Origin of the sequence: Massilia sp. TSP1-1-2, assembly GCF_049896185.1 — a bacterium.
In the GTDB taxonomy this organism is placed as follows: Bacteria; Pseudomonadota; Gammaproteobacteria; order Burkholderiales; family Burkholderiaceae_D; genus Telluria_A.
Genome location: NZ_JAFCTU010000006.1, coordinates 136,522 through 153,165, shown reverse-complemented (window position 1 = coordinate 153,165; position 16,644 = coordinate 136,522). Strand labels below are relative to the sequence as shown.

General features: G+C 62.9%; 13 protein-coding genes. 10 read left to right on the top strand and 3 right to left on the bottom strand.

All coding sequences use genetic code 11. The features are described 5' to 3' along the window. Entirely contained in the window at window positions 1-1,224 is a 1,224-nt protein-coding gene (locus ACP7BV_RS07385) for an efflux RND transporter periplasmic adaptor subunit (RefSeq protein WP_426103061.1), read from the bottom strand. 328 nt (window positions 1,225-1,552) lie between these two features. Between ACP7BV_RS07385 and ACP7BV_RS07380 the strand changes: the two genes are divergently transcribed. Then, window positions 1,553-4,036, top strand: coding sequence for a sensor domain-containing protein (locus tag ACP7BV_RS07380; protein ID WP_426103059.1), 2,484 nt, complete (start codon window positions 1,553-1,555; stop codon window positions 4,034-4,036). Here the strand turns inward: ACP7BV_RS07380 and ACP7BV_RS07375 are convergent. Beyond that, a complete protein-coding gene (locus ACP7BV_RS07375; RefSeq protein WP_426103057.1) occupies window positions 4,017-4,991 on the bottom strand; it encodes an endonuclease/exonuclease/phosphatase family protein in 975 nt (324 codons plus the stop codon). The genes ACP7BV_RS07380 and ACP7BV_RS07375 overlap by 20 nt on opposite strands. Window positions 4,992-5,028: 37 nt before the next feature. Between ACP7BV_RS07375 and ACP7BV_RS07370 the strand changes: the two genes are divergently transcribed. From ACP7BV_RS07370 to ACP7BV_RS07345, 6 genes are all read left to right on the top strand, one after another. Beyond that, window positions 5,029-5,520 carry an aminoacyl-tRNA deacylase gene (locus tag ACP7BV_RS07370; protein ID WP_426103055.1) on the top strand — a complete coding sequence of 164 codons (492 nt, stop codon included), beginning with the start codon at window positions 5,029-5,031 and terminating at the stop codon, window positions 5,518-5,520. A 65-nt stretch (window positions 5,521-5,585) separates the two neighbouring features. Next, window positions 5,586-6,224 carry a glycerol-3-phosphate 1-O-acyltransferase PlsY gene (plsY, locus tag ACP7BV_RS07365; protein WP_426103053.1) on the top strand — a complete coding sequence of 213 codons (639 nt, stop codon included), beginning with the start codon at window positions 5,586-5,588 and terminating at the stop codon, window positions 6,222-6,224. Between the two features lie 32 nt (window positions 6,225-6,256). Beyond that, window positions 6,257-6,937: a DsbA family oxidoreductase gene (locus ACP7BV_RS07360; protein WP_426103051.1), complete on the top strand. Its 681-nt coding sequence runs from the start codon at window positions 6,257-6,259 to the stop codon at window positions 6,935-6,937. A 195-nt stretch (window positions 6,938-7,132) separates the two neighbouring features. After that, window positions 7,133-8,371 carry a CmpA/NrtA family ABC transporter substrate-binding protein gene (locus ACP7BV_RS07355; RefSeq protein ID WP_426103049.1) on the top strand — a complete coding sequence of 413 codons (1,239 nt, stop codon included), beginning with the start codon at window positions 7,133-7,135 and terminating at the stop codon, window positions 8,369-8,371. A gap of 17 nt (window positions 8,372-8,388) precedes the next feature. Continuing rightward, a complete protein-coding gene (ntrB, locus tag ACP7BV_RS07350; protein ID WP_426103047.1) occupies window positions 8,389-9,309 on the top strand; it encodes a nitrate ABC transporter permease in 921 nt (306 codons plus the stop codon). A gap of 1 nt (window position 9,310) precedes the next feature. Further along, complete coding sequence (locus ACP7BV_RS07345) at window positions 9,311-10,114, top strand: ABC transporter ATP-binding protein (protein WP_426103045.1); 804 nt, start codon at window positions 9,311-9,313, stop codon at window positions 10,112-10,114. A gap of 160 nt (window positions 10,115-10,274) precedes the next feature. Here ACP7BV_RS07345 and ACP7BV_RS07340 read toward each other — a convergent pair whose 3' ends face one another. Further along, window positions 10,275-10,667 (bottom strand): hypothetical protein, encoded by a 393-nt coding sequence (locus tag ACP7BV_RS07340; protein ID WP_426103043.1) that lies wholly within the window; start codon window positions 10,665-10,667, stop codon window positions 10,275-10,277. A 244-nt stretch (window positions 10,668-10,911) separates the two neighbouring features. On the opposite strand from ACP7BV_RS07340, the gene ACP7BV_RS07335 reads away from it, so the two are divergent. From ACP7BV_RS07335 to ACP7BV_RS07325, 3 genes are all read left to right on the top strand, one after another. Then, window positions 10,912-14,136 carry an ATP-binding protein gene (locus ACP7BV_RS07335; RefSeq protein ID WP_426103041.1) on the top strand — a complete coding sequence of 1,075 codons (3,225 nt, stop codon included), beginning with the start codon at window positions 10,912-10,914 and terminating at the stop codon, window positions 14,134-14,136. Window positions 14,137-14,164: 28 nt separating this feature from the next. Then, complete coding sequence (locus ACP7BV_RS07330; RefSeq protein WP_426103039.1) at window positions 14,165-15,451, top strand: hypothetical protein; 1,287 nt, start codon at window positions 14,165-14,167, stop codon at window positions 15,449-15,451. A 389-nt stretch (window positions 15,452-15,840) separates the two neighbouring features. Then, window positions 15,841-16,644 carry a SapC family protein gene (locus tag ACP7BV_RS07325; RefSeq protein WP_426103037.1) on the top strand — a complete coding sequence of 268 codons (804 nt, stop codon included), beginning with the start codon at window positions 15,841-15,843 and terminating at the stop codon, window positions 16,642-16,644.

Below are 16,644 nucleotides of genomic sequence, written 5' to 3'. Positions count from 1 at the left end.
TTATTCCTTCGCGCCGGCGGCTGCAACTCTGACGGCAGCTGCGGGCACACCCGGCAGCTTGACCTTGGCGCCCGGCTTGACGCCATCGAGCGCGCCGACCACGACGGTGGCGCCGGCGTCCAGGCCGCCGGTAATTTCGGCGTAGCCTTCATCGTCATTGCGCATGCCCAGCGTCACTTTCTGTGCGACCACCTTGTTGCCGACAATCTGGTAGACCACGTCCGTATTGTTTTCCTTGCGCAACGCGGCCAGCGGCACCAGCGGCACGACGGCCGATTTTTGCGTGGTGATATTACCCTTGGCAAACATGCCGCCGCTCAACGCACCGTCGGCATTGTCGACGCTGATATACACCAGCATCGAGCGCGAACCCATTTCCGTGGTCGGATTGATCCGCGCGACCTTGCCGGAAAAATCGCGCCCCGGATAGCCGTCGACCTTGAACTGGACATCTTGCCCCACTTTAATGCGGGGAATGTCGGACGCCGGCACTTGCGCTTCCAGCGTCAACTGTTTGAGGTTGACGATCGTAAACACCGGCATGTCGGGCGCGAGCTTTTCACCGGCTTGCACATGGCGCTTGCTGACGATGCCCGACAGCGGCGCGCGGATCGCCGTGTCGGCCAGTGCGTTGCGCGCCAGTTGCACCTGGGCCTGGGCCGCCTTGACGCCGGCCTGGGCCAGTTCGACCGAGTTCTGGGTCGTGTCGTAAGCTTGCTGCGAAATATAGTTTTGCTTGAGTAGCGCGCCGCTGTTCTGGTTATTCTTGCGCGCCAGCGCCAGGCGCGCATTTGCTTCGTCAAGCAGGGCTTGCTGTTGCGACAGGCGGGCGCTCGGATCGGACTGCTCGAGGCGGGCCAGCACTTGCCCCGCAGTCACGGCAGTGCCTTCACGGATGCTGGACTCCACCACCAGGCCCGACACCTTGGACTTGACGGTGGCTTGCGCAATGGGGGTCAAGGACCCGGACAGCGGCAAGCCGACGCTGAGTGCGCGCGCCTGTACCGCAGCGATGTCGCCTTTGGACAATTCATAGACATCGATTTTCGGCTTGCCGTCGGCGCCCTGCGCCAGGTCCGGCTTGGGCGGCGCGCTCGGCGCGCGCAGCGCGAACCAGCCGCCACCGGCCAGCGCCAGCACCGCCAGCGCGATCGCCGCGACTTTCCAGCGCTGGCGGCGCACGGTGCTCTGGACGGGGGCGCGGGGCAGGTTGTCGATTTTCATGGTCGTGTTTTTTCTTGGTTGGCAAAGTAGCAGGCGGAAATGCGGGGCGCTTGTGCTCCGCCTTGAAAACAAGATGGGGCCTCAGGCGCATGGTGACACTATAGAAAAGACGGGTTCGCGCCGCCTGTGAAATGTGACAGGACGCCGTTTTGCTGTGATGAACTGCAAACCGGCCCGACAAAACGCAATCCGTACGGGCAGGAAATACGTGGTCAGAATCCTGTTTGCGCGTTCGCAAACGGCCCATCAAACCCATAGACAAAAATGGGTAGACCAAGAGCATGCGCTGTGCATCGTCTTCTGTATTACTGTCGTGAAGGGAAGTTCCGTGAGTGCTGACACACCTGCCGTGCCATCTGTTTTTGAGCCTGATGGACCGGGGCGCGAGGCCCTCGATACCCTGTATCGATTCGTCGCCGCCCTCGAATTGACGCCGACCGTGGCGGTGCACAGCATCGACCGCGACGGCCTGGTGCGCTTCTGGAACCACAGTTGCGAAAATGCATTTGGCATTGCCGCGCGCGACGCCTTGGGGCGACCGCTCACGCAGCTGATCTCGCACCCGGAGCGCCAGGAAGAGTTCGCCTCCACGCTGGAAGCGATCTGGGTAGCGCGCAAGTCGCCGCCCCCGCGCGACTGGCTGGTGCAGCGCCCGGACGGCCAAAGGCGCTGGATGTATTCCACCCATTTTCCCGTGCTGCGCAATGGCGAGCCACAGCAAATTTTCTGCATGGAAGTGGACATCAGCAAACGCAAGGTCGACGAGCAGGCGCTGATCGACGCCGGCACCAATTTTCGCCAACTGTTCGAGCGTTCCAACGATGCCATCGTTTTAATTGAAGGCAATGCCATCATCGACGCCAACCCGGCCTCGCTCAAACTGTTTCGCTGCGCCGACAAAAATGGGCTGGTCGGCAAGACGCTGCTCGATTTTTCGCCGCCCAACCAACCGTCGGGCGATTCGTCGATCATGGCCGACGCGACGCAGTCGGCGCAGAACTTTATTGACGGCAACCGGCGCTACGAATGGGAGTTTCGCTTGCCCGACGGCAGTGCATTCTGGGCCGAGGTGCTGCTGACCTCGGTCACGCTGGACCACGAATTTTTGTCGTATGCCGTGCTGCGCGACATCTCCGCGCGCAAGGCCACCGAGACCACACTGCACATGGCGGCCCAGGTATTCGAGAACAGCCGCGACGCCATCGCCATCACCGACCGCGCCCACCGCGTGCTGGCGGTCAACCACGCGTTCACCGTCATCACCGGCATTGCGGCGCTCGACATTGTCGGCGCCGAACTGCCCAACTTGCGCACCGGCGCCCACGAACCGAGCTTTTACCAGCAAATCTGGGATTACGTGGCCGCCAACGACCACTGGGAAGGCGAAGTCTGGAGCGAGCGCAAGGGGGGCGAAGAATACCCGGTATGGGTAGCCCTGACCGCCATTCGCGACAGCGACGACCAGGTCTGCAACTTCATGGCCATCCTGTCCGACATCACCGACCGCAAGCGCATCGAAGAGCGCCACCGCCACCTGGCCGAGCATGATTTCCTGACCGACCTGCCGAACCGCGTGCTGTTCCTCGACCGCCTGCACCAGGCCCTGGCGGCGGCGCGCCGCCAGCATACCAAGGTGGCCGTCATGTTTGTCGACCTGGACCGCTTCAAGGGCATCAACGACAGCTTCGGCCACCACGTGGGCGACGCCGTGCTCAAGGAAGTGGCGGCCCGGCTGACCGGCTGCGTGCGCGGCGTGGACACCGTCAGCCGCCAGGGCGGCGACGAATTCGTCGTGATCCTGGCCGACATCGGCGGCGCCGACCAGGCCGCGCACGTGGCCGGCAGCGTGATGCAGGCGGTGGCCCAGCCGGTGCAGCATGGCGATGGCATCAAGGTCAGCCTGTCGGTATCGATCGGGATCAGCATCTACCCGGGCGACGGCGAAGATCTTGATACACTTTTAAAGCATGCCGACATAGCGATGTATCATGCCAAACAGAACGGGCGCAATGCCTTCAGCTTTTTTAATGCGGAAATGAACGCGCACGTGATCGAACGCGCGCAGATGGAAAAAGCCTTGCGCCAGGCGCTCGCCAACCAGGAGTTCGAGCTTGCCTATCAGCCAGAAATTAACATCGCCAGCGGCATGGCGATCGGCGTCGAAGCGCTGCTGCGCTGGCGCCACCCGGAGCGCGGGCTGCTGCTGCCTGCCGAGTTCATGGCGGTGGCCGAGGAATCGGGTCTGATGCTTCCCATCGGCGACTGGGTGCTGCGCAAGGCGTGCCGCCAAGCGGCCGTCTGGCGCGATGCCGGCGTGCCGGTGGTAATGGCGGTCAACCTGTCCACGGTGCAATTTATGCACGACCATCTGGTCGAGAGCGTTGATGCGGCGCTCGCTGCGTCTGGTCTGGAGCCAGCTTACCTGGACCTGGAAATTACCGAAGACGTCATCATGAGCAACAATGAAAAAGCCATCGCCACCGTGAAAGCGCTGCGCGAGCGCGGCATCGGACTGACCATCGACGACTTTGGCACCGGCTTTTCAAGCCTGAGCTACCTGCGCCGCTTTCCGCTGTCCAAGCTCAAGATCGACCGTTCCTTCGTCGACGACATCACGCGCCAACCTGCCGACGCGGCCATCATTCTCGCCATCATCGCGGTGGCGCGCAGCCTCAAGCTGCGCGTGATCGCCGAAGGCGTCGAAACGGCCGAACAGCTGCGCTTTTTGCAGCAGCACGGCTGCGACGCCTACCAGGGCTACTACGCTAGCATGGCCATGCCGGAACCGGATCTCACACGCCGCCATCGCTAAGGCCGCGCGTCTCGTCGAACAGGCGGATGCGCGCCAGCACTTGCCCGTGGTCGGACGCTGCGGGCAGTTCGAGCACCACGTGGTCGTTCAGATAGACCACGTCGACCACTTCGCCGATCGCGTTGGGCAAGGCCGGGTTGAATTCCTCGGACACTAAAATGTGGTCGATGGTGGTGTAGTTGCCGTCGTGGAGCATTGAAAACCCCACATGGCGCAGGTGGTCCTGGCGCTGTTGCAGCTGGTAGGCGTCAAACAGGCGGCCCGACATGGGCGTGCCCACGCCCAGCACGATGGTGGTGGTGACGGCGTCGGCCACGTCATTGAAGTCGCCCAGCACGATTTGCGCGCGCTTGTTGTTGCGCGCCATAGTGGTCAGCAGCACGCGCAGCGCCACCGCTTCGGTCCCGCGCCGCACCAGCGAACGCAGGCAAGCCATGCCGAACAGCAGCGGATCTTCGCTGTTGTCGCCGTTGCGGTAGTCAGGCCGCTTGCTCTTCAGATGCACCACGACCACGTCGACCGCTACGTCGGGCGAGACCACCACCGCCGCATGGATCACGGCGCGTGAAAACTGTTCGGCGTCGCGCGTGCCGTCTGCCAGCGCCACGCCCGCCGGATAATCGCCCAGCGCCACGCCGGGCGCGGCCAGCGGCAGGCGCGACACCAGCGCCACCGACGGCGTGAGCCGTTCGGCGGCCGGGTCCGGGTCGAAGCCGACGTGGACGGCGTCGCGGTAAAGGCGCGTGCGCGCCAGCGCTTCGCGCAGCGCCGCCTGCGAAAAAATTTCCTGGAAACCGATCACGTCGGCGTCGAGCAAGTCGATCTGGCGCGCAGTCCAGTCGAGCTTGGCTTCATATTCCTCGGCCGTGGCGGGCAGCAGGTTGTCATACAGTTGCACGCCGGGCGGGGCAAGGTTGTAGGCATTGAAGGTGGCAAAGCGGATTTCTTGCTGCATAATAAGAACTCCTCATTGAGTCTTTAGCGTATCACGCATGGCAAAGAAAGAGCATATTTCCGAAACACAGGCCACGCAGTTCCTGCGCAAACAGGGCGTGGCGTTCAGCGAACACCCTTATGCCTACGAGGAAAAGGGCGGCACCAAGGTGTCCGCGCGCGAACTGGGCGTGCCCGAACACGACGTCATCAAGACGCTGGTGATGCAGGACGCCGCCGCGCGTCCGTTGATCGTGCTGATGCATGGCGACTGCAAGGTGTCGACCAAGAACCTGGCGCGCGCTATCGGCTGCAAGTCGGTCGAGCCGTGCAAGCCGGAAGTGGCCCAGCGCCATTCCGGCTACCAGGTAGGGGGCACGTCGCCGTTTGGCACGCGCAAGGTGCTGCCGGTGTATGTCGAGGAAAGCATCCTGGCTTTGCCGACCATCTACATCAACGGCGGACGGCGCGGCTACCTGGTGGGGATTGCGCCCCAGGTGCTGGTCGCGCAACTGGGCGCCAGGGCGGTCAACTGCGCGCTGGCCGAGTGATGGTGTATATTCTCGTCCCGGCGCCCGGAGAACCGGGCATTCCAATCACGTAGCAGAGAGAGCGCATGTACACTGTCCTTTTCACCATCGTCGCCTACCTGATCGGCTCCATTTCGTTTGCCGTGGTGATGAGCCATGCCTTTGGCCTGTCCGACCCGCGCACCTATGGTTCCAAGAACCCGGGCGCCACCAATGTGCTGCGCAGCGGTAACAAGAAGGCGGCCATCGCTACCCTGATCGGCGACGCGGCCAAGGGTTGGTTCGCGGTCTGGCTGGCCGAGCGCCTGGCCGACCAGTTCGGCGTGGGCGAGTTGGGCATTGCGCTGGTGGCGCTGGCGGTGTTCCTGGGGCACTTGTATCCCATCTTCTTTCGCTTTGTCGGCGGCAAGGGTGTCGCCACCGCGCTGGGCGTGCTGCTTGGCCTGAACCCATGGCTGGGCCTGGCCACGCTGATCACCTGGCTGGTGATTGCCTATGCCTTCCGCTATTCGTCGCTGGCGGCGCTGGTGGCGGCGCTGTTCGCGCCGTTTTACTTCGGCCTGCTGTTCGGTATCGACCAACTTGAAAAGCTGCTGGCCGTCATCATCATGAGCGCCCTGCTGCTGTTTCGCCATCGCAGCAACATCGCCAACCTGTTGGCAGGCAAGGAAAGCAAGTTGGGCAGCAAGGCTGCCAGCGCCAAACCAGTGGCGAAAAAACACTAGGCAGGCGACGGGTTTCGGCTGCAGGCTCTAAAATGGGCCATCCATCCTTGATAGGCGCCGCCGTGACCCAACTCAGAATCGACTTTGTATCCGACATTTCCTGCCCGTGGTGCGTGATCGGGCTTAAATCGCTCGAACAGGCGCTGGCCAACGTGGCCGACGTTGCCAGTGCCGACCTGCACTTCCATCCCTTTGAACTGAACCCGCAGATGGCGCCGGAAGGCGAAGACATCGGCGAGCATCTTGCGCGCAAGTATGGGGCGACCGAAGAGCAGAGCGCCAAGACGCGCGCGATGATCCGCGAGCGCGGCGCCGAACTGGGCTTTGAATTCGCCATGGACAAGCGCAGCCGCATCTATAACACCTTTGATGCGCATCGCCTGCTGCATTGGGCCGAGCTGCAAGGCCGCCAGCGCGAGCTGAAAATGGCGCTGTTCGAAGCCTATTTTACCCATGGCGACAATCCCGGTTCGCATGAAGTGCTCACGCGCGTGGCGCAAGAAGTGGGGCTCGATGCGACCGAGGCAGCCGAAGTGCTGGCCACCGGTGCGTATGAGGAAGAAGTGCGCGAGCAGGAAGAATTTTTCCAGCGGCAAGGGATCAGCGCTGTGCCGGCCATCATCATCAATCAGAAACATTTGATCTCGGGCGGGCAGCCGCCAGAGGTGTTCGAAAAGGCCCTGCGCCAGATTGCGGCGCAAAGCGCCGAATAAGGTCAAGCACCCGGTGCCCTTTTGGTGCAGTGCACACAAAAGGTGCCGCGTGTCGCCATCTTGAAGACCGTAGCGCCATTTTTTCATCCATTTTCCCTCCTTGCCTGCTGGCACGGCCCTTGCTGAGTAGTTCACAACGGCGGACGCGTTTGCGCCCGCTTCCGACAGTGACTACTGCTAGCGAACGAGGGAAGAATGCAAATCGACGACTCCACCAATGTGATCCGCCGCAGCCTCATCAAGGCCGGCGCCGCCGCATCGCTGACCGGCCTGGCCAGCGGCGGCGTGTTTGCCGCCGGCTCGGACAAGCCGGAAAAGGAAGAAGTCAAAATCGGCTTCATTCCGCTGACCGACTGCGCGTCGGTCGTCATGGCCTCGGTACTGGGCTTTGACAAAAAATACGGCATCAAGATCGTGCTGTCGAAAGAATCATCGTGGGCCAGCGTGCGCGACAAGCTCGTCAATGGCGAGCTCGACGCCGCCCATGTACTGTATGGCTTGATCTACGGCGTGCAGATGGGCATTGGCGGGGCCAAGAAGGACATGGCCATCCTGATGAACCTGAACCATAACGGCCAGGCCATCACCCTGTCGAAAAAAGTGGCCGACAAGGGCGGCGTGGACGGCGCCTCGCTGGCCAGGCTGATGCAGACGGACAAGCGCGAGTATTCCTTCGCCCAGACTTTTCCAACCGGCACCCACGCCATGTGGCTGTACTACTGGCTGGCCAGCTACGGCATCAACCCGATGAAGGACGCCAAGGTCATCACCGTGCCGCCGCCGCAAATGGTGGCCAACATGCGCGTCGGTAACATGGACGGTTTTTGCGTGGGCGAACCGTGGAACCACCGCGCCATTGTCGATGGTGTGGGCATTACTGCGGCCACCACCCAAGACATCTGGAAAGACCACCCCGAAAAAACGCTGGGCACCACGCTCGACTGGGCCACGCAGCACCCGAATACGGCGCGCGCGCTGATCGCCGCCGTGCTCGACGCCAGCAAGTGGATCGATGCGGGTCTGGTCAACAAGACCAAGATGGCTGAGACCATTGCCGCCAAGTCTTACGTGAACACCACGGTGGACGTCATCAACCAACGCATTTTAGGCCGTTACCAGAACGGGCTCGGGCGCACCTGGGACGATCCGAACTACATGAAGTTCTACAACGATGGCTTGGTCAACTATCCCTTCGTGTCCGACGGCATGTGGTTCATGACCCAGCACAAGCGCTGGGGCTTGCTCAAGGGCGAAGTGGACTACCTGGGCACGGCGAGCAAGGTCAACCAGACCAAGCTGTACGCGGAAGGCGCCGCCTTGGCCAAGGTGGCCGTGCCCAAGTCGCCGATGCGTTCGGTGAAGATGATCGACGGCACCGTTTGGGACGGCAAGAATCCCAAAGCCTACGCCGACGCCTTCAAGATCAAAGCCTGAAAGACAAGGAGAGCGCAATGAGTGCAGTGCTGGAGAGTGACATGAGCATGCCGGTGGGTACGCCGGTGAATACGCCAATGCAAGAAACCGTGCTCGAACGCCCGGCGCGCAGCAAGCGCCTGGCCGCCAAGGGCGTCAAGCTTTCCAACGGAAACTCGCGCGGGCGCGCCCTTGCGGTGGCCGTGATGCCGCCGCTGCTGGGCCTGGGCATCCTGTTGCTGCTGTGGGAAATTCTATCGGTGAGCAATACCAGTTTTCCATCTCCGAAAGTCACCTTCCTGGAAGCGGTCAAGATGTTTTCCGATCCGTTCTACAGCAACGGGCCGAACGACCAGGGCATTGGCTGGAACATTCTGGCCTCGCTGAAGCGCGTGGGCGTCGGCTTTGGCTTGGCGGCGCTGGTGGGCATTCCGCTCGGCTTCATGATCGGCCGCTTCACATTTTTGGCGGGCATGTTCAATCCGATTGTCAGCCTGCTCAAGCCAGTCTCGCCGCTGGCCTGGTTGCCGATTGGCTTGCTGGTGTTCAAGGCGGCCGATCCCGCCGCCATCTGGTCGATTTTCATTTGCTCGATCTGGCCGATGATCATCAACACGGCCGCCGGCGTGCAACGCGTGCCGCAAGACTACATGAACGTGGCGCGCGTGCTGCAACTGTCGGAATGGAAGATTTTCACCAAGATCTTGCTGCCATCGGTGCTGCCCTACATGCTGACCGGCGTGCGCCTGGCGATCGGCACGGCCTGGCTGGTGATCGTCGCGGCCGAGATGCTGACCGGCGGCGTAGGAATCGGCTTTTGGGTGTGGGATGAGTGGAACAACCTGAACGTGGCGCATATCGTGATTGCCATCGTGGTGATCGGCGTGGTCGGCCTGATCCTGGAGCAGGCGCTCGTTGCGCTCGCAAAAACTTTCACCTATGAAGAAGCGGGAACCTGACATGAGCAAAAAATTCATCGAAGTGCAGAACGCGGAAATGGTGTTCGACACGCGCAAGGGCAGTTTTCACGCGCTTACCAGGGTCAATCTGGCGGTGGAGCAGGGCGAGTTCATCACGCTGATCGGCCACTCCGGCTGCGGCAAGTCCACACTGCTCAACTTGCTGGCAGGTTTGACGACGGCGACCGAAGGCGCGCTGATCTGCGCCGGGCGCGAAATTGCGGGCCCCTCGCCCGAGCGCGCGGTAGTGTTCCAGAACCATTCCCTGCTGCCATGGCTGACCTGTTTCGAGAACGTCTACCTGGCCGTCGAAAAAGTGTTCGCTGCCAAGGAATCCACGGCGCAATTGCGCGAGCGAACAGCGGCGGCGCTGGCGCTGGTCGGCTTGACGGCGGCCAGCGCCAAGCGCCCGAATGAAATCTCGGGCGGCATGAAGCAACGCGTGGGCATTGCGCGTGCCTTGTCGATGGAGCCGAAAGTGTTGCTGATGGACGAGCCCTTCGGCGCGCTCGACGCGCTCACGCGTGCTCACTTGCAAGATGAGTTGATGGCCATTGTCGCCAAGACCGGTTCGACGGTCGTGATGGTGACGCATGATGTGGATGAAGCGGTGCTGCTGTCAGACCGGATCGTAATGATGACCAATGGCCCTGCGGCCACGATCGGCGACATCGTCCAGGTCAGACTGGCCCGCCCGCGCGACCGGGTGGCGTTGGCGCATGACGTGCTGTACGTGGAATACCGCACGCGCGTGCTGGAGTTTTTGTATCACCGGCAAGCTAGGCCGCACAAAGATGCGGCCTAGCGTGGCGCGCGAGGCTGGTCTGTACGGGCACGCGTGGAGTCGGCGAGCCTCGTTAGCCCAAAAGGATTTTTACTCAAGCGCACGATAAGATGGCCTATATCGATATCGTCCAAGGACCGTCCCGCCTCTGACCAGTGACTCAGGGTTGGTCTGAAATACGTTACTGTGCTACAACAACGCCGGCACAGTTCAACGCTAGCGTCGCCAAGCTAAAAACGCCAGGGATGATCTGAATACCTTTCGTCCATGTTACAACTACATTTTCCAGATGATACTCACGCTTGCCATCGAATAGCATCCATTCGTCTTCGTCCGCTTGATAGATTGCCAGCGTTCGCCGCGACAAGCCACCCTGAGATAGGGTTATAACGTTGGCGCCAACGCCATCCGGAGCTGGCTCTTCGGCGCGTACTTTACGAATGGCAGCAGTCACGCCTGTAGAACGGTCCAATTCGAAAGACATCGGTGCCCAGATCGCCCCAGTAGTCAGGTTTGCTAAAGAAACGATACTTCCTACGCATTCAGAAGAATCAATGCTCTGTTTTGTTTGCATTCACAACTCCTGCTTCCGTCAGAATTACGCCTCATCGACCAAGCTGAGGCACTGATAGTTCCCGACGATATCTTGAAATGCCACAGCGGCCCTTGTGATCGCATAGGCATCGCCTGTTCACCCAGCCATCGGTCAAGCGCATGAACAACATCGCCTCGCCTCGCCGCCTTCGCCAGAACGATGTAACGCTGCTGTAATGCCGCCCCTTTTGCGACAGCCGACACAATGTTATAGTCCCAGCAATATGACCCCGGACCAGTCCCCCCTTCCGCCCAGCGCCACAGCCCTGCCGTCCGACGGCCGCGTGGTGCTTGACGCTGGCATGCTCAAACAGCTGCGCAAGGCGCGGGCCCTGAGCCAAGAGGCACTGGCCGAGCTGTGCTTTACCAGCCAGCTGTGTGTGTCAATCGCCTCCATCAAACGCGCCGAGACGGGCAAGGCCGTCTTGTACCGCACGGCGCGCCACCTTGCCGCGATTTTCGCGGTCGACGTGGAAGACCTGCGCAACCCGGCCAATGCGCCAAATCGCGAGAGCGCCATCCCGCGCGACGACCCGGTGCGCTACGTCATTGAACTGCACATTGGCCTGAACACCCCTGCCAGCGATGCCACGCGCGAAACGCTCGATGCGCTGGTGCGTCAGTTCGGTGGGCGCACGGAGGCACCCGGCGCGCAACACATCACCGCCATCTTCGGCATCCCGCAGGCCTACAGCAGCGACGCCGAACGCGCCATGCGCTGCGCCCTCGAAATCAGCCTGCAATTGGCGCCCACGGTTGCCACCAGCATGGCGCTGCGCCTGGCGCGCTGGGAAGACGGGCGCGCCCCCGACGCCGTCCTGCAGGCCGACGCGCGCGCCACGGGCCAAAGCTGCGGCGCGATCCACGTAGCGCTCGAGCTGGTCTCGCAACTGACCGGCATTTTTGTGTTCGACGCCGCGCCCCAAGGTGGCGGCTACCAGACCTTTTCCCGCCTCGCCGACCAGGCGCACGCGCCCGCGCCAATGATCGGGCGCTATATCGAAACGGGCCAGTTCAAAGGGTTGATCGAGTTCGCGCAGCAGTACCAGAGCGGCCACGTGATTTACCTGCGCGGCATGGCCGGCATCGGCAAGAGCCGGCTGACGCAGGAATTCATTGCCATCGCGCGCCAGAACCAGTTCGCATGCCACGCCTGCGAGGTGCGCGACTTTGGCGCCGACAGCGCGTTGGCGCCGCTGGGCCAATTGGTGCGCAGCCTGTTTGGCCCCGCCGACACGCCTGAAGCCCTGGCGCGCGCCATCGCCGCCACCGTGGCGCAGCTCAAGCTGCCGGCTGAATGGACCATGTTCTACTGCGCGCTGACGGGCGCCCCGATGGACGCAGGCCAGCGCGCGCTCGACGCGGCCATGACGGCCGAGGCGCGTGATCGAGCAATCCTGAACGCCGTGCAAACGCTGATCGTGCGCAGCTCGATGCTCACCGCCCTGATGCTCAGCGTGGAAGACATCCACTGGGGCGACAGCCATCTGTTCGCCGCCCTCGGCGCGCTGATCGCCCACACGCGCGAAGCGAGCGTGGTGTGGGTACTCACCTCGCGCATTGAACACGATCCGCTCGAGTCGCAGCTGCGCGCGCACCTGGCCGACATTGCCCTGTCGGTGTTCGAACTGGCGCCCCTGAACGCGCGCGAAGCCGACGTGCTGGCCGACCAGTACGCCAACCTGGAACCGGCCTGGCGCCGCCGCTGCGTCGCGCGCGCGCAAGGCAACCCCTTGTTCCTGACCCAGCTGCTGACCAGTCCCGGCATTGCGCTGCCCGACAGCCTGCGCCACCTGGTCCAGGCGCGCGTGGACGCGCTCGAACCGCTGCACCGCGCCGCGCTGCGCCTGGCGGCCGTGATCGGCAACCGCTTCGAACTGGGCATGCTGCGCCAGGCCCTGGCGCAGCCCGACTACCTGCCCGAGGCGGCCGGGCGCCACTGCCTGGTGCGACCCTGCGGGCAGGGCAGCTACATGTTCGTGCACGACCTGGTCATGCATTGCATCTACGACGCCATCGACGCGCAGCAGCGGCGCCTGTTGCACCGCACCGTGGCCGACCTGTACCGCGACACCGACCGCGCCCTATGCGCCCATCACCTGTGGCGCTGCGACGATCCGGCCGCTTTCGAGATGGCGCTGGCGGCCCTGCGCGACAAGCTGGCCGCGCGCCAGTTCGACGCCGCGCTGGAACTGAGCGCACAGTGGCAAAGCGAGCACCCGGACAGCTTTGCGCTGGCGCTGCTGCACGCGCATGCCCTGAGCGGCGCGGGATTGACGCCGCGGGCGCGCCAGTCTTACCAGGGCGCGCTGGCGTTGGCCGCCGGCGCGTCCGACAAGATCGAGGCGGCGCTGGGCCTGGCGACCAGCCTGAATATTCTTGAGCAGCTCGACGAGGAAGAGCGCCTGCTCGACGCCATGCTGCCGCTGGCGCGGGGCATGGGCGCCGACGCTTCGCTGGCCAAGCTGCTCTACTTGAAGGGCAATATCTACTTCCCACGCGGGAACTACAACGCGTGCCGCCAGTATCACGAACAAGCAGTCGTGCACGCGCGCGCCGGCGCCAGCGTGGAAACCGAAATCCGCGCCCTCAGCGGCGTGGCCGACTCTTACTACGCGCAGGGCTACATGCGCCAGGCCGAGGCCCTGTTTGGCCAGTGTCTGGCCATGTGCGAGCGCGACGGCCTGGTCCAGCTGGACCCGGGTAACCGCAGCGCGCTGGCCTCGACCCGGCTGTACCTGGGCCAGAGCGCGGCGGCCCGCACCGGCGCGCGCGCGGCGGCGCTGCTGGCGCGCCGGCTGGGCAACCAGCGCGCCGAAATCGTGGCGCGCCTGACCGCCGGCTGGGTGCTGCTGGCCGGCGGCCAGCTGGACGAAGCCAAAGAGGAAGTGGCCGCCGGCCTGGCGCTGAGCCGGGCCATGGGCGCGGCCCGCTTCGAGCCGTTTTTGATGGAGAGCATGGCGCGTATTGCATGGCTGCAAGGCGATGTCGTGCTGGCGCAGCAACAGATTGGCTGGGCCGCCGCCGAGGTTGAACGCTTGCAGCTGCAAGGTTTCATCGGTCCGTGGGTGATGGGTACGCTGGCGCTGCTGACTGACGACGCCGCCGTGCGCGAGCAGGCGCTGCGCCTGGGCAACGCCTACCTGCGCCAGGACTGCGTGGCGCACAATGGCTTGCGCTTCCTGGTGGCGGCGGCCGAGGTGGCGCTGATCGCGGGCGACGCGCCAGCGGCGCTGGCCTTTGCCGGGCGACTGGCCGCCCAGACCAGGGGCGAGCCCTGCGCCTGGGTCGAACACCACGTTGCGCTGCTCACGCAATTCGCGCGCTGGCTGAACGCGCCCGACGACAGCGCTCGCGCCGCACTCATCGAGCTGCACCGGCACAGCGGCGAACTAGGCTTCGCGCTCGCCACGCCCCGCCTGCACGACGCGCTGCTGCGCCTCGCCTGACCTTTTCCCTCCCAACCCAAGGAATACCATGGATACTCCCCCGCGCGGACGCGCTGCTGCCCAGGCCCAGCTGACGCTGGCCGATGCCAAGCTCGATCTGCTGGCCGCGCTCGACCCGCTGCTGATCCTGTCGGTGCGCGAACCGTGCTTTGCCGCCGTGGTCGGGCACACCCTGCAAAACAAGATCGATACCTGGCCGCTGCTGGACCAGTTCAACATCCAGGACCGGATCATCGCCACGCTCGATTACGCTTTTCCCGAGCAGCTCGAAGTCGAGGACGACTTCTGCTGCTACCTGCGCGACAATCAATATGACCTGAGCCACTGCTTTGCGATGACCGAAGTGGGAACCTTGAGCGAGACCGGTTTTACGCCCGACCCCAGCGTGCAAAAACTGCTCGCGTACACGATTCCCAACACCTTGCACGAAATTAACCTGATGCCCAAGCCCATGGACAGTGGGCATGTGCTGGAAAAGCTGGCCGCCAGCGTGGCCTGGCTGCGCAACGCTTGGCAAGCCACGGGCAACCCGGGCGGGCGCATCTACATCAACATCGTCGACCTGATGGATACTTTCATGGCCGATCGCGACTATGCGCTCGACGTGCTCGAGTTGCTGGCCACGCTGCCGGTCGATGGCCTCTCCTTCGAAGATGGACGCGGCAGCTTTTTCCCGTTCCAGGTGGGCGCCGTGGTGGCCGCCGCCAAGGCCGTGCTGGCGCCGGGCCAGGCCATTTTGTTCCACTGCCATAGCGGCAACGGCATGGATAACGCCTCGGTGATCGAAGCACTGCTGCAGGGCGCAAACGGCTACTGGGGCGGCATGGAACGAACCTCGTCGACCATCGGTCACGCCAGCGTCGGCGAGCTGGTTGCCAACCTGGTGCGCGCCGGCAACCCGAACATGGCGCGCCGCTTCTCGCTGCCCGACTTGCTGCCGGTGTCGGCCAAAATGTACTCCATCAACAACAACCTGCCTGACGCACCCGACGACTGGCCAATTGCCGGCTACGACGCCTACCGCACCGTGCTGTCGGACTTTACCCAGACCGACCGGCGCAAGATGGACTTGCCGCCGCAAGTCATCGGCGGCACCGGGCAATTCCGGATCGCGCCGGTGGGCAGCGATATTTCCGTGGTGCAAGAGCGAGTGTATGAGGTGGTGCGCGTAAAAATCGAACGCGACCTGGCGCGCCAGATGATTTTGCTAATGCGCGCCGACCTGCGCCAGGGTCTGCGCATCGTCTACGACGAGCCTGAACAGCTCACACGGCTGTACCGGCGCGCGCTGCTCGCCACCACTGAACCAGCTTGACGCTACCCCCGGTGCGCATTGTCATGATGCGCACCTTTTTGGCCGGTTTTCCTTGCCAAAAAGTCATATTCCTCTGCATTTTCCTGCCGCATTGTCTCGCTAAAACACCAATCCACGGCAACTGTCGCTGAGCCGACACGAACCGGCGCCACGCCGGTATCAGTGCGGTATCAGATGGCCGCACCGCCGTTGTGCCCGCTTTATTCCCTTTAGAATGACGTAAGAATAAATTTTAGACAACAATTTTATTGTATAAGGTCTGGCATAAAAGCAAGGACTTCCGATCATTTTTGTTGTGCTGGAGGCATTTTAAATAAGCAAATGGCTATGAAATAGTTATTGTGCATAAAGCATTGCTTTATACTGCGCGATTGAAAAAAAGGAAATGTATGGCAACGATGATTTTTTACCAGAAACCGACCGCGCTGAACCGCGAACGCCACCGCAACCTCAAGCTCGATGCGAGCGCGGGCAACTTTTCCTTTGCCGAAAAGACCAATTCGGTCCTGATCGCCGCTACCGAAATCGTCGATGCCGCCTTGAGTTATCCGGTTGTCTTCGTCGGCAAGGCTGGCGGACCGTTCACACTGGCCGCCATGGTCGGCCTGAACGACCAGGAAAACCTGTACGTGGACGCCAATGGCCAATGGGAAGCGGACTGCTATCTGCCCGCCTTCGTGCGCCGCTACCCGTTCGTGCTGGCCGAGGGCGACGGCGAGGGCGCCGACCTGACGGTCTGCGTCGACGAATCGTTTGTCGGCCTGAATGAGGAAACGGGCGAAGCGCTGTTCGACGCCGACGGCACGGAAGCGCCGCTGCTGACCGGCGCCGTCGATTTCCTGCGCCTGTTCCACATCGAAATGCAGAACACCAACGCTTTTGCCGCCCGCCTGGCGGAGCTGGACTTGCTGACCCAGAAGACGATCGAAGTGCAGCGCGACGGCAAAAAGCAGCTGGTCGAGGGCATTTTTATTATCGACCAGGAAAAGCTGATGAAGCTCGATGACGTCACACTGCTGCACCTTCTGCGCAATGGCGACATGAGCCTGATCCACGCCCATCTGTTCTCCCTCAAGCATGTGCCGCGCCTGGCTGCACGCCTCGACCGCCGCACCAGCGCCGCCACGCAAGCGGCCACTGAGGCAGCTCAATCGCTGCTCGAAAGCATGCCCGCAGCGCCGACCGTGATGTAG

Bases quoted from the DNA above. Each gene is read 5' to 3' on its own strand.
- ACP7BV_RS07325 (WP_426103037.1), top strand. From the start codon at position 15,841: ATGGCAACGATGATTTTTTACCAGAAACCGACCGCGCTGAACCGCGAA.
- ACP7BV_RS07385 (WP_426103061.1), bottom strand. From the start codon at position 1,224: ATGAAAATCGACAACCTGCCCCGCGCCCCCGTCCAGAGCACCGTGCGC.
- ntrB (WP_426103047.1), top strand. From the start codon at position 8,389: ATGAGTGCAGTGCTGGAGAGTGACATGAGCATGCCGGTGGGTACGCCG.
- ACP7BV_RS07355 (WP_426103049.1), top strand. From the start codon at position 7,133: ATGCAAATCGACGACTCCACCAATGTGATCCGCCGCAGCCTCATCAAG.
- plsY (WP_426103053.1), top strand. From the start codon at position 5,586: ATGTACACTGTCCTTTTCACCATCGTCGCCTACCTGATCGGCTCCATT.
- ACP7BV_RS07345 (WP_426103045.1), top strand. From the start codon at position 9,311: ATGAGCAAAAAATTCATCGAAGTGCAGAACGCGGAAATGGTGTTCGAC.
- ACP7BV_RS07340 (WP_426103043.1), bottom strand. From the start codon at position 10,667: ATGCAAACAAAACAGAGCATTGATTCTTCTGAATGCGTAGGAAGTATC.
- ACP7BV_RS07370 (WP_426103055.1), top strand. From the start codon at position 5,029: ATGGCAAAGAAAGAGCATATTTCCGAAACACAGGCCACGCAGTTCCTG.
- ACP7BV_RS07335 (WP_426103041.1), top strand. From the start codon at position 10,912: ATGACCCCGGACCAGTCCCCCCTTCCGCCCAGCGCCACAGCCCTGCCG.
- ACP7BV_RS07375 (WP_426103057.1), bottom strand. From the start codon at position 4,991: ATGCAGCAAGAAATCCGCTTTGCCACCTTCAATGCCTACAACCTTGCC.
- ACP7BV_RS07360 (WP_426103051.1), top strand. From the start codon at position 6,257: ATGGGCCATCCATCCTTGATAGGCGCCGCCGTGACCCAACTCAGAATC.
- ACP7BV_RS07330 (WP_426103039.1), top strand. From the start codon at position 14,165: ATGGATACTCCCCCGCGCGGACGCGCTGCTGCCCAGGCCCAGCTGACG.